The organism is Dellaglioa sp. CoH-57-MRSF-20 (assembly GCF_056781955.1).
Map to the genome: position 1 here is coordinate 1 of NZ_JBXAXV010000002.1, position 12,224 is coordinate 12,224.

A 12,224-nucleotide genomic window follows, 5' to 3' on the forward strand; every position below is an offset into this window, starting at 1 on the left:
AATACTGGGATAAAGCCATTTAGAAACATATTAAATTTTATATTATTTCATCCGTCAACTTGACAGGGCCTAGTACAGGTCATGGTGGCCTCTTTTTTTGTTTTCAGAATAAAAAACTGGTGTTGATGAATTTTATTTCACCAACACCAGAAAGTGTACACCCTTAAAATAGCTATGTTCTATAATGTTTTTTAAATTTGTTTCAACAAACTAATATTGTCCTTTTTTGAATAAGATAGGACAATTGATGACTTAATCCAGTAGTTGTATGAATAATGTATTGTGTTAAAAATTAGCGTTTAATTTATCTATTACTTTTTAGGACGATGTACAGGGTATACAGTGAAATTAATAGGGCAACGATACTTACTGTTGTAGATAGAATATTCATTTGTTTTACCTCCATTTTTTAGATATACTATAAAGACAGGATAATTATGTAGAATAACTTTATCTATTAACAAATGTCACTAATGCTAACTGTATAACAGCAGTTAGCATTTTTTATTAATACTCCATGCGATATATATAATAGCATCAGAGTAGAATGAAGACAGATCTATTTTAAGTTTTAAGCTAAAAATAGTTTATTATGATCTATTTTATAACCTAAAATTAAATGTAAATTTTTATCAATAGTTTGGATAAACAGCTTATTATGACGTGATTTCAACTCAGATACGTGAAGTAAATCTTGAAGTAACAAGGGTTTATCAGAGGGAGTAACAATTAAAATAAAATATTCTGATGTACTAATTACCTTAGAAATAGGGTAAAATAGATTATTAGTAGTGTAATATAAATTAAAATTTTTATTTAAATCAATAGTGGCTAATTCTAAATCGATCATTCGCATAATATTTAACCATCCTTTAGTAGAAGATATAATTATTATGCATTTTTTTTAATGAAAATGAAAGGAATGAGGAAAAAAAATGCCAAGAGGATTAATTATTGAAGATGATACAATTATTTCTGATAATATTGTTGAAGCAACAGCAAAAATTATGACGTTAGAGCAAGCGTTCGATGGCGAGGAAGGCTTTTTTAAAGCTTCACAAAATATATATGATATTATTATTTTAGATTTAATGCTTCCTACAATATCGGGATTTGATGTATTAAAAAAAATTCGAGAAAAGAAAATTGACACGGCAGTGCTAATCTTATCAGCAAAAGATAGTGTTGACGATAAAATTACCGGATTTAATTTAGGGGCGGATGATTATTTAGCTAAGCCATTCAATTTAAACGAATTACAAATGAGAATAAAGGCTCTTCTGAAAAGAACAATGAAATTTGAAATAGATAGTGAATTAAAATATCAAGATATGATTTTATCTGATAACAGAACAATTATTTCTGGCAGCCAATCTATCAATTTACAGGGTAAAGAGTATGAATTTTTAACATACTTACTGGAAAATAAGAATACTATTTTAACGAAAGAACAAATATTTGACCGTGTTTGGGGATTTACGTCCGATACTAGCATTACGGTTGTAGAAGTTTATATGAGTAATCTGAGAAAAAAATTAAAAAAGATTGGTCATGAAAAAATGATTCGAACAATTAGAAACGTTGGTTATCTGGTTGAACCTGATGAAAAATAAGGCAAATAGAGATACGCGTATAAAATTATTTTTTATGTATCTTTTAAGCTTCAGTATTATTTTTGTAACACTTGGTTTAATTGTATATAGTTCATTTAATGACACCTTAACAGTTAATGTAGATATATCAATGAAAAAACAAATTAGACGAATAAAAGATTCTAATTATGTCTCCATAAATAGAATCGATGATAGTCCACTTTTGAAGCAAGCACCTGACTTTAAAGTCTATCAAATCTTATGGTCACAAAATGGAGAAATAATTAATAAAGATGCAATGGGTACCAGATACCCCGTTTTTAATAAGATACCATTTAAAAAATCTGATTTAAACAAATTTAAAACAATTAAACAAAAAAACGGACCTACGTTTAGGTCATACTTAATGGAAATTCCAGACTCAGCTGTTAAAAAATGGCATAAAGCACGATATATTCAAATTATTGAAAATATTGAGATTAATCAAAACTCATTGATTAGTTTTAGGAATATTTTACTTGTATCTCTGCTTATTTTTGGAATGTTGTCGATTGCCTTAAGTGTTATTTTATCATCTATTAGTATTAAACCAACGATTAGTGCATGGAATAAGCAAAGAGAATTTATCGATAATGCAGCCCATGAGCTTAGAACACCATTGACGATAGTACAAAATAAATTAGAGTATTTGTTAACAAAACCTAATGCAAATATTATCGATGAAAGCGAGTCAATTGCAACTTCATTAAGTGAGATTAGACGATTAAATAATCTAACAAAAGATCTATTATTGTTAGCTAATTCAGATTCTAATGCTAATGTGTTTAACTTTAAGAAAGTCCTTGCTAAGGAATACTTTGAGAATATTATTCATCCTTATGCAGATATTGCGCTTAGTCAAAATAAACAATTTTATTTTCAAATAAATATTGCAAGTAAGTACATTCAATTAGACGAAGACCGTATACATCAATTAATTGTCATTTTACTTGATAATGCATTGAAATACACAGTAGCGGGTAATGAAATTTCGTTTATCGTTATTGAGTCGGCTAAGCAACTAGTGATACAAGTCATTAATGATGGAGAAAATATTAGTGATACACATAAAAAAATAATCTTCCAACGCTTTTATAGAGAAGAAAAATCAAGAAATCGTAAAACAGGTGGTAATGGGTTAGGCTTGTCAATTGCGAAATGGATCGTTGAAGAGCATAAAGGTAAAATTGAAGTTAGAAATAAGATACCGAAGGGTGTCGTTTTTGAAGTTACATTACCAATGAAATCAAATGAATAAGTAAGGATAGGTTAATAATATGGAATTAGAATTTTTAGGTACAGGAGCAGGAGCACCTGCAAAAAATAGAAATGTAACCAGTATTGCACTAAAACTACTAGATGAACGTAATAGTGTTTGGTTGTTTGATGTAGGTGAAGCAACACAACATCAAATTTTACAAACGACAATAAAACCTCGGAAAATCGAAAAAATATTCATTACACATTTACACGGAGATCATATTTTTGGGTTGCCAGGTCTTTTGAGTAGCCGATCATTTCAAGGAGGTAATGGACCTTTAACTATTTTTGGTCCTAAAGGAATTCAAAATTTTGTGAAGACCAGTTTACAAGTTTCTGAAACGAAGTTGTCATATACAATTAAATTTGTAGAACTTGATAAACCTGGATTAATATTTGAAGATAGCACTTTTAAAGTATATTTTGATTACTTAGATCATCGTATTATAAGCGTGGGTTATCGAATTGTGGAACATGATTATGCAGGCGAATTACAAATAGATAAACTTAAAGAATTAAATATTCCGTCTGGTCCAATTTATGGAGAATTAAAAGCCGGTAAAATAGTTCAATTAGAAGACGGCACAAAATTAAATGGAAATGATTTTTTGGGAGAAACTAAAAAAGGGCGTATTGTCACAATTTTGGGCGATACAAGAAAAACAAAAAATAGTTATACATTAGCTGAAAATGCAAATGTTCTGGTTCATGAGAGTACATTTGAAAAAGCTGAATCAAAAATGGCAAGGAATTATTATCATACAACTAGTGCTCAGGCTGCAGAAATCGCTAAAAAATCAAACGTGAAAATGTTATTATTGACACATATTTCCGCAAGATATGTTGGTAAAATGGCCATTACTTTACAGAGTGAGGCAAGAAGTATCTTTAAAAATACAACGGTTGTTAGAGATTTTGATGTAATTAATGTGCCGTTTTCTCAAAAGGAAAAAGTAAATGATTAGTCAATATAAAGAGTTAAAAGATTTACGTAATAGAATCGTTCTAATTAGTGGTGGTTCAAGTGGTTTAGGTAAGGAACTGGCATATGAGGTTGCTAGAAAAGGTGCAATTGTTGTTATTTGCGCTAGACAAATGGATAAACTTACAGAGGTTAAAGATGCTTGTCAGCGTCTATCTGGTCGATTGGCTTATGCGATTGAATGTGATGTTTCTGATCCAATTCAAATTGAAAAAATGGTTAAAAAAATTGAATCTTCAATTGGACCGATTGAAGTACTTATAAATAATGCAGGGTTTGGTTTGATGGAGAATGTGTTATCTTTTGATATGGATGTTGCTGAAAAAATGTTTAGAGTAAACGTCTTGGGGCTAATGTACATGACTCAAAATGTTGCGCTAAATATGGCAGATAGAAAATATGGCGTTATTATTAATATTGCATCTATTGCTGGGAAAATTGCAACACCGAAATCAGCAATTTATTCAGCAACGAAATATGGTGTCCTTGGTTATTCTAATGCGTTGAGATTAGAATTAAAACCACTAGGGATTAAAGTTATGACAGTTAATCCTGGACCAATTGATACTAATTTCTTCAAAATAGCTGATAAAGAGGGCAACTATTTAAAAAATATTGGATCAATGATGCTAAATCCTGCGCATGTTGCAAAGATTATATCAAGAAACATAAGTACAAATAAACGCGAAATTAATTTACCATATTATATGGAAATGGCATATTTGGGATATACAATTTTCCCTAAAATGGGAGATTTACTTGCGGGTACAGTATTTAACAAAAAATAGTGGGGGAAAATATGAAAAAACAATGGCGAACAATCATAGCGTTATTACTTATTATCGTAATAGCAATTTTTTCAATTTTAAATGTAAAGGAAGTTTCAATTAATTTTTGGTTTGCAGAAATTAAAATGCCAATGATTCTTATTTTATTATTTTCAATTTTAGCAGGAGCACTACTGATAGGTCTGTTAACAACAAGTGCAACTTTAAAATTAAAAAAAGAAAATAAAGAATTAAATCAACAATTGGATGACTATAAAAATAATTTTGATGAATCATTGAAAAATTCAATTGATAAAATAAAAACTCAGAATAGAAAAGAAGTTCAATTACTACAAAATGAAATTAAAACGTTAAAATCAGAAAATATAAATCGTTAGTAAAGTAGAGGTTTAACATGATTGAATCAAAGTATAGTTGGAAGTTTTTAGATTTAAGTAATGACAAAATACCTAATGAAATATTTGAAAATATTCAATTAGATCATTCATTGATATCTTTACTATGGAGCCGCGGACTTACATCTGAAAAAGCTATTACTGATTTTTTAAATGTAGGAGCAGAAAACATTCACGATCCAATGCTTATGCATGATATGAGTAAAGGAATTGAACGAATTCAACAAGCAATAGTTAAAAATCAAAAAATAACGGTTTATGGTGATTATGATGCTGATGGGTTAACGAGTACCTCAATCATGTTTGAGACACTTAGTGATATGGGCGCAGATGTGGAAACTTATATACCTAACCGATTTATAGATGGTTACGGACCTAATGTAGATGCTTATAAAAGAATAATAGACAATGGTACTAATTTGATTATTACTGTTGATAATGGTGTATCAGGGAATGAAGCAATAGAATTTGCTCAATCTCAAGGTATAGATGTTATCGTAACCGATCATCATGAATTACCAGATGTTTTACCAAAGGCTTATGCAATAATTCATCCTCGACATCCTGAAGGAAAATATCCGTTTGGAGAACTTTCAGGTGCTGGTGTGGCATTTAAAGTTGCGAGTGCATTAACAGGTGATATTTCAGAAGAATTACTAGATTTAGTGGTAATCGGTACAGTAGCAGATTTGGTATCACTGACAGATGAAAATCGTTCACTTGTAAGTTTCGGTCTGAAGGTTTTACAACAAACGTTCCGGCCAGGATTGATTGCATTAATGGAAGTTGCGAATGTAAAACAGGAAACAGTAGATGAAAAAGATATTGGTTTTGGTATTGCGCCGCGTTTAAATGCAATTGGGCGATTAGGTGATGCAAATATTGGTGTTGAACTGTTAACTAGTCTAGACGATGAACGAGCACAGGAAATAGCAAACTTTGTTCAATCTGAAAATGTACGCCGTCAAAAAATTGTAGCAGATATATTAGAACTAGCATTGAAACAGGCTACAGCAGAGTATAATCAGTACAAGAAAACACTGGTAATAACAGGTGAAAATTGGCACGAAGGTGTATTAGGTATCGTTGCTAGTCGTGTTGTTGAAGTAACTGGTAAACCGACAATTATTTTAAACCAAGATACAGAGAAGGGCTATTTAAAAGGATCCGGTCGAAGTATTGATACATTTCATTTGTATAACGCAATTAATGAACATAGAGAATTAACATCTCATTTTGGTGGACATCATATGGCCGTGGGATTAACATTTCCCATTCAAAACTTAGAAAGATTTAGATTAGACTTGGAAAATGAAGCAGTATCTCAAGGAATTCAATTGAACGTTAAGCCAGCCAAAGTGGTTGTAGCAAAGCTAAATGTAGATCAATTGACTTTGGATTTTTATAAGGATATTGAAAAATTAAAACCATTTGGTACAGACAATGAAAAACCGATTTTTGAAATTAAATATAAATCAATACAAAATGTTAAGGCTATTGGTAAAACAGGAACTCACTTAAAATTTGAAGTTGTTGGTGAGAAAGAAAAAATTAGTGGAATTTCATTTTCAAATGCAAAGTATGTTGATGATTTCAAGAATACTTTAGATGAGATCAAATTAATCGGTGAAATTGAAAAAAATGTATGGATGAATAAAACAAATTTACAGTTAATGGTACAGGACATTAAATTTGAAGGGCTTGTAATTATTGATGAAAGAACTGACCACGTGAATAAAAGTTTATTTCAAAATGAAGGCTTGTTTATATTCTGGAATAAAAAAAATTATGACCAAGTAAAACAATTTTCATCAGACAAACAGATATTTAAGCAGGCTGATCAACTAAAAAGTGTATCAGATTTTGATAATCAAAGAACAATTATATTTGTAGATTGCCCAAGCTCGTTGGAACAAATGTCTACAATATTACGTTTATCGGATAGTCAGAAAATAATTGCAGTATTTTTAAAGACTAACAGTGCCTATTTAGATGGTATGCCATCCAGAGAACAGTATGCAAAGTTATATAAATTTGTGATGAGTCATAAAGATGTTGATATTAATAATCAACTAATCGTCTTATCTGATTTTTTAAAAATAAAGAAAAATTTATTAATATTCATGATTAAGGTGTTTTTAGAGTTGGAATTTGTTAAAATAAAAGATGGATTAATGACTGGAAAAAGTACAACAAATAAAATGGACATTAAAAATACTTCTGAATATAAGCTAAGAAATAATCGAATATTAGCTGAAGATAAGTTAGTCTACTCTAAAGAGAATGATCTTAAAAAGTGGATACTTGAACAATTGAATACAGAAGATTAAAGGAGCGTTTATTAATGGTATTAGATTTAACAAAGTATATTGCTGCAATTCCTGATTACCCAGAAAAAGGTGTTGTTTTTCGAGATATATCACCCTTAATGGCAGACGGAGCAGCATACCGCGAAGCAACAAATAAAATTGTAGAATATGCCAAGAGTAAAAATGTTGAGATGATTGTTGGCCCTGAAGCTAGAGGGTTTATTGTTGGATGTCCAGTGGCCTATGATCTAGGTGTAGGATTTGCACCAGCTAGAAAAAAAGGTAAGTTACCTCGAGAAACCGTTGAGGCCAAGTATGCATTGGAGTACGGAGAATCTGCACTATATATGCATAAGGATGCGGTACAACCTGGACAGAGGGTTTTAGTAACAGATGATTTATTAGCAACTGGTGGTACGATTGCAGCGACGATAGAATTAGTTGAACAATTAGGTGGTATTGTTGTAGGGACTGCCTTTTTTATTGAATTAGATGATTTAAAGGGCCGTCAAAAAATAAAAGACTATGATATATTCAGTTTAATGAACTATTAAATTCATGATTACAGCTTTATGATAGCTATTGTTGTATAATTTTATAAAATGAGGCTCTAGTATTGGATTTTCGTCCAATACTAGAGCTTTTTATTTTTAAATTAAGCTACGAGCTTTTGAATATTATCTTCCTTTTACCAAGAACAGACGGTTGTTTGCGAAATATTAATTATATATACATCAGTTTGGGTCCAAGATACAGGTATAATACTGATTTTTTATAATTCAGAAAGTCACTTAAAGCTTTTTTAATGTTAGGTATATAAAAATGTGCGAAATATGTGCAAAGTCATATGATGTTTTAATGCTTTATAGTCTCTTTTTATACAAAATAAAAAACACAAATGCCTTTAAACTGGCGTTTGTGTTTTTTTATTTTGGTTTAATATGATATAAAAAGGAGAGTACAGGATTTGAACCTGCGCGCGCCATTACAGCGTTCGCCGGATTTCGAGTCCGGTGCATTACCACTCTGCCAACTCTCCAAAATAACTTTGTTTAGTATATCAACTTTTTAATATAATTGCAAAACTCATTTAATTATTATCAATGCTTATTAAGTTAGCAAGAAATATCCACGTGTAGCTTGCGCCAAATAATAAGCTTAGCAGATGAATATATAAAATTATTGTTGGATATGACTGAACATTTTGAATAGAATTTATGGGGTCTCCAAAAAAATCACTCAAGCCATAATATGAAATAGCTACTAAGTGATCAACAACATGGACACTGGGTAACTTAGAGACAAATTCGGTAACTTTTGATTCACCTCCTAAAACGCCTATTAAAGAAGTTCCAACAAGCAAACCTTCATAGAAAATATTTAATGCAAATTCAGCAATAACCTGTACAGTATGTGCAAAATTATTTTGAACAATGTATGAAAGTAATTTTAATAAATAGAATGAACTAAAGGTAATGATAATAATACCTAATATAAATGTAAAAATAACTGTTGTTTCCATTAGTGGTGTAATCAAATTCATATAATTAATTAGATAAAAAATGAATGTAGTAATAAGTAATAATAAATACGATTCAATTTGCCAGAGTTTTGTTTTTTTAGGGAATAATTTTAGGTATGAAAAAAAACTATAACAAAACAGTAATGAAGCAATGCTAAATGTTAGTAGTCTTAAAATTAAGAACCTGGGGAAAAACATTAGACCAAAAATTGTACCTATTAAAAAACTTACTGCATAAAAATAAAATTTTTGTTCTTTTTCTTGAATAACTAAAAACGACAAAAAAGGGTGTTTAAATCTATTTTGTCTTGGTATTTTTGTAGGGGTGAATATATATTTAAAAAAATTAGTCAAACCTTTATCCCAAATAGTTAACCCAATCATAGACACCCAAATAATTAAAACAATTAAATAAAATGTTTGTGCAATCATATTAATCCCCTTTTTCGTATAAATATATGGTTAAATTTTATACGTCTAACTGGACAATTACAAGAGAATACATAAAGTGATTCTATAATTAGTATTCAAGGGGAATTAAGTGCAATTAAGTGCAATTAAGTGCAATACGACCAATGAGTCTTGTAATCGTTGCCAAATTTTATCTGTTCGCCGAGTGTGATAGTTTATTGATAAAGATATTTCTAGGGTAGTAATAAAAGTATTTAGGTTTAGTATTTGAAACTGAATAATGATACCTTTTTAAACCAGTGATACCAAATCTTGCCATCAAATGAGACATCAAGTACAATAAAAACAATATAATAAATGGAAGCTGGAAGATTAATGAAAATTGGAATTGATCGAATTAATTTTTTTACATCGAATCAGTACGTTGATATGTCAGAATTAGCTAATGTCAGAAATGTAGATCCTAATAAATATTTAATTGGAATTGGCCAATCAAAAATGGCTGTTATACCGCCGACACAGGACGTGGTGACGATGGGTGCAAATGCTGCAGATCTATTAATAGATAACGAAAATAGAGACAAAATTGACTTTGTTATTTTTGCAACAGAATCCGGTATTGATAATTCAAAGTCGGCAGGAGCCTACGTTTCAGGTCTTTTAGGCTTAAAACACGTGAGATCAATCGAAATTAAGCAAGCTTGCTATGGAGCAACGGCCGCTATTCAATTGGCAAAAGGACATGTGTCGCTTAATCCAAATAGTCAGGTTTTAGTCATTGGTGCTGATATTGCTAGATATGGTCTAAATACTGCGGGTGAACCTACACAAGGTGGCGGCGCTGTCGCAATGATTATTACGAAAAACCCAAAAATACTTTTATTAGATGCAGATAGTGGATTTGTAACGGAAAATGTTATGGATTTTTGGCGCCCATTAAATCACAGCGAAGCACTTGTAGACGGTAAAACTTCTCAGAACGTATATTTAGATTTTTTTAATCAAACATGGAATGAGTATAAAAATAAAACAGGATTAACTGTTGCTGATTTTAAGGCTATTTTATATCATTTGCCATATACAAAACTTGGTGTTAAAGGTTTAAGAGAAGTCCTTAATGAAGCGACAGATAGCAAAAAAATTGAATTAGAACGAGAATTTGAGGCAGCTAAAAAGTATAATAATCAGGTTGGAAATTTATATACTGGCTCACTATATTTAAGCTTTATATCTTTACTTGAAAATAGTAATGATTTAGAGGCCGGTGATAGAATAGGGATGTATAGCTATGGTTCAGGGGCAGTTGGAGAATTCTTTTCTGGTACATTAACAGATAATTTCAAGAGTCAATTACCGAAAATTAATTTAGAAGAACGTGTTCAAGTTTCTATTGAATTATACGAGAATATGTATCAAAATCATTTAAAAAATGATGGAGCAGATATTTATTTAGATTACAGTAATGATAAATCTAAATATATTTTAATAGGCAGCAAAAATATGCAAAGGCAATATTCTATTCAATAGAAAAAGCTACTAGATTAGTCTGACTAATTTAGTAGCTTTTTCTGCTTTGTTCATTAAAAATGACGATAGAGTCCAATGACTTTGCCTAAAATAGAGACAGAATCTAAAATAATTGGTTCCATTGAATCATTTTCGGGTTGGAGACGAAAATGATTTTCTTCTTTGAAAAATCTTTTACAGGTTGCCTCATCAAATTCATTCATTGCAATAACAATTTCACCATTTTCAGCAGTTGACTGTTTTCTGACAATAACTTGATCTTCATTTAATATCCCAATATTAATCATGCTTTCTCCGCGAATTGTTAACATGAATAAATCATCTGAGGAATTAAAGTCAGGTGGGAGGGGGAAATAATCAGTTACCTGTTCAACAGCCAAAATGGGTACACCAGCAGTAACGGTCCCGACCATTGGAATTAAATTTTCATGACTATTAACGCCAATCGCATCTAATCCAAGTGGTGTAAGTTCAATTGCCCTAGGTTTGGTGGGATCTTTAGTTAGTAATCCTTTTTTTTCAAGTCGAGCAATGTGTCCATGAACAGTGGAAGTAGATGATAGAGAAACAGCTTCGCCAATTTCTCTAACAGTTGGTGGATAACCCTTCGTGTCCACTCGTTCATGAATAAAGCGCAAGACTGCAAGTTGTTTGCTGTCAGATGCTTTTGTCATTTAGTACACCTCATCATCATTATTTATTATTTTAATAGTAGCATATGAAAGTAGTTGTTGCAAACAAACGTTCGGTTAATTTGAATAATTGTTTTTTATCATATTATCAGGTATGCTTATGAGTGAAATTTTAAGGAGTGATAATAAATGATCCCAGAAGATTTAGCACCAAGAATAAATGAATTAGCTGCAAAAAGTAAAACTGATGAAGGTTTAACAAAGGCTGAAGAAGCTGAAAGAAAAGAACTTCGTGAAACGTATCTTGCATTATTTAGAGAAAGTTTTAGAAGTCGAGTTGAAATGATGCAGGTTTATGATAAAACAGGTAAAGAAGTAACACCTGACAAAGTAAAAAAAGTTCAACGTGATAAAGGTTTACGAGATAACTAAGAAAATAGTTCCCAATTTGAATAGATTTACCTTTTCTTTTATGTGAAAATTGTGTAGAATTAGTGATTGAAGTGAATTGAAAGGGGTCTTGAATTATGTCAATGGGAATGACGATTTTAATCGCCGTTATTGCGTTAGCAGTTGGACTTGTCGGAGGATTTTTCGGTGCTCGTAAGTATATGGAAACATATTTACAAAAGAACCCACCAATCAATGAAGATATGTTAAGAATGATGATGGTCCAAATGGGCCAAAAACCTTCTGAAAAGAAATTACATCAGATGATGTCATCTATGAATGCACAAGCAAAAAATAGTTCGCAAAAAAAATAATTT

At 30.8% G+C, this 12,224-nt stretch carries 13 protein-coding genes and 1 tRNA gene; 10 read left to right on the forward strand and 4 right to left on the reverse strand.

The genetic code is table 11. From position 1 onward, the window contains the following. Positions 1 to 571: 571 nt before the first annotated feature. The gene (locus AC1RPN_RS01825) at positions 572 to 856 is read right to left on the reverse strand and encodes a hypothetical protein (protein ID WP_481762401.1); all 285 of its coding nucleotides are present in this window, start codon (positions 854 to 856) and stop codon (positions 572 to 574) included. Positions 857 to 935: 79 nt separating this feature from the next. On the opposite strand from AC1RPN_RS01825, the gene AC1RPN_RS01830 reads away from it, so the two are divergent. The 7 genes from AC1RPN_RS01830 to AC1RPN_RS01860 are packed head-to-tail and all read left to right on the forward strand — an operon-like array spanning position 936 to position 7,919. Further along, positions 936 to 1,613: a response regulator transcription factor gene (locus AC1RPN_RS01830; RefSeq protein WP_409022427.1), complete on the forward strand. Its 678-nt coding sequence runs from the start codon at positions 936 to 938 to the stop codon at positions 1,611 to 1,613. Further along, positions 1,603 to 2,889, forward strand: a complete 1,287-nt coding sequence (locus tag AC1RPN_RS01835) for a sensor histidine kinase (protein WP_481762402.1) — start codon at positions 1,603 to 1,605, stop codon at positions 2,887 to 2,889. The genes AC1RPN_RS01830 and AC1RPN_RS01835 overlap by 11 nt, the downstream gene beginning before the upstream one ends. A 19-nt stretch (positions 2,890 to 2,908) precedes the next feature. Continuing rightward, complete coding sequence (rnz, locus tag AC1RPN_RS01840) at positions 2,909 to 3,856, forward strand: ribonuclease Z (protein ID WP_481761397.1); 948 nt, start codon at positions 2,909 to 2,911, stop codon at positions 3,854 to 3,856. Further along, positions 3,852 to 4,661 carry an SDR family NAD(P)-dependent oxidoreductase gene (locus tag AC1RPN_RS01845; RefSeq protein WP_409022789.1) on the forward strand — a complete coding sequence of 270 codons (810 nt, stop codon included), beginning with the start codon at positions 3,852 to 3,854 and terminating at the stop codon, positions 4,659 to 4,661. The genes rnz and AC1RPN_RS01845 overlap by 5 nt, the downstream gene beginning before the upstream one ends. A gap of 11 nt (positions 4,662 to 4,672) precedes the next feature. Beyond that, a complete protein-coding gene (locus AC1RPN_RS01850; RefSeq protein WP_481761396.1) occupies positions 4,673 to 5,038 on the forward strand; it encodes a lipopolysaccharide assembly protein LapA domain-containing protein in 366 nt (121 codons plus the stop codon). 17 nt (positions 5,039 to 5,055) lie between these two features. Beyond that, entirely contained in the window at positions 5,056 to 7,386 is a 2,331-nt protein-coding gene (gene recJ / locus AC1RPN_RS01855) for a single-stranded-DNA-specific exonuclease RecJ (protein WP_481761395.1), read from the forward strand. 14 nt (positions 7,387 to 7,400) lie between these two features. After that, positions 7,401 to 7,919 carry an adenine phosphoribosyltransferase gene (locus tag AC1RPN_RS01860; RefSeq protein ID WP_481761394.1) on the forward strand — a complete coding sequence of 173 codons (519 nt, stop codon included), beginning with the start codon at positions 7,401 to 7,403 and terminating at the stop codon, positions 7,917 to 7,919. Between the two features lie 398 nt (positions 7,920 to 8,317). Here AC1RPN_RS01860 and AC1RPN_RS01865 read toward each other — a convergent pair. Together AC1RPN_RS01865 and AC1RPN_RS01870 are read right to left on the reverse strand one after the other, a co-directional pair. Further along, a tRNA-Ser gene (locus AC1RPN_RS01865) sits at positions 8,318 to 8,404 on the reverse strand. 51 nt (positions 8,405 to 8,455) lie between these two features. Further along, a complete protein-coding gene (locus AC1RPN_RS01870) occupies positions 8,456 to 9,319 on the reverse strand; it encodes a hypothetical protein (RefSeq protein WP_481761393.1) in 864 nt (287 codons plus the stop codon). Between the two features lie 354 nt (positions 9,320 to 9,673). Here AC1RPN_RS01870 and AC1RPN_RS01875 point away from each other — a divergent pair, with 354 nt between their 5' ends. After that, positions 9,674 to 10,825, forward strand: coding sequence for a hydroxymethylglutaryl-CoA synthase (locus tag AC1RPN_RS01875; RefSeq protein WP_481761392.1), 1,152 nt, complete (start codon positions 9,674 to 9,676; stop codon positions 10,823 to 10,825). Positions 10,826 to 10,878: 53 nt separating this feature from the next. Here AC1RPN_RS01875 and lexA read toward each other — a convergent pair whose 3' ends face one another. Continuing rightward, a complete protein-coding gene (gene lexA, locus AC1RPN_RS01880) occupies positions 10,879 to 11,499 on the reverse strand; it encodes a transcriptional repressor LexA (protein ID WP_409022434.1) in 621 nt (206 codons plus the stop codon). Between the two features lie 147 nt (positions 11,500 to 11,646). Here lexA and AC1RPN_RS01885 point away from each other — a divergent pair, with 147 nt between their 5' ends. Together AC1RPN_RS01885 and AC1RPN_RS01890 are read left to right on the forward strand one after the other, a co-directional pair. After that, entirely contained in the window at positions 11,647 to 11,889 is a 243-nt protein-coding gene (locus AC1RPN_RS01885) for a DUF896 domain-containing protein (protein ID WP_409022435.1), read from the forward strand. Positions 11,890 to 11,984: 95 nt separating this feature from the next. Then, a complete protein-coding gene (locus tag AC1RPN_RS01890; protein ID WP_112249992.1) occupies positions 11,985 to 12,221 on the forward strand; it encodes a YneF family protein in 237 nt (78 codons plus the stop codon). Positions 12,222 to 12,224 lie beyond the last annotated feature (3 nt).

What these genes read in the sequence shown, in the direction of transcription:
- AC1RPN_RS01825 (WP_481762401.1), bottom strand. Translation starts at nt 856, where the DNA reads ATGCGAATGATCGATTTAGAATTAGCCACTATTGATTTAAATAAAAAT.
- AC1RPN_RS01830 (WP_409022427.1), top strand. Translation starts at nt 936, where the DNA reads ATGCCAAGAGGATTAATTATTGAAGATGATACAATTATTTCTGATAAT.
- AC1RPN_RS01835 (WP_481762402.1), top strand. Translation starts at nt 1,603, where the DNA reads ATGAAAAATAAGGCAAATAGAGATACGCGTATAAAATTATTTTTTATG.
- rnz (WP_481761397.1), top strand. Translation starts at nt 2,909, where the DNA reads ATGGAATTAGAATTTTTAGGTACAGGAGCAGGAGCACCTGCAAAAAAT.
- AC1RPN_RS01850 (WP_481761396.1), top strand. Translation starts at nt 4,673, where the DNA reads ATGAAAAAACAATGGCGAACAATCATAGCGTTATTACTTATTATCGTA.
- recJ (WP_481761395.1), top strand. Translation starts at nt 5,056, where the DNA reads ATGATTGAATCAAAGTATAGTTGGAAGTTTTTAGATTTAAGTAATGAC.
- AC1RPN_RS01860 (WP_481761394.1), top strand. Translation starts at nt 7,401, where the DNA reads ATGGTATTAGATTTAACAAAGTATATTGCTGCAATTCCTGATTACCCA.
- AC1RPN_RS01870 (WP_481761393.1), bottom strand. Translation starts at nt 9,319, where the DNA reads ATGATTGCACAAACATTTTATTTAATTGTTTTAATTATTTGGGTGTCT.
- AC1RPN_RS01875 (WP_481761392.1), top strand. Translation starts at nt 9,674, where the DNA reads ATGAAAATTGGAATTGATCGAATTAATTTTTTTACATCGAATCAGTAC.
- lexA (WP_409022434.1), bottom strand. Translation starts at nt 11,499, where the DNA reads ATGACAAAAGCATCTGACAGCAAACAACTTGCAGTCTTGCGCTTTATT.
- AC1RPN_RS01885 (WP_409022435.1), top strand. Translation starts at nt 11,647, where the DNA reads ATGATCCCAGAAGATTTAGCACCAAGAATAAATGAATTAGCTGCAAAA.
- AC1RPN_RS01890 (WP_112249992.1), top strand. Translation starts at nt 11,985, where the DNA reads ATGTCAATGGGAATGACGATTTTAATCGCCGTTATTGCGTTAGCAGTT.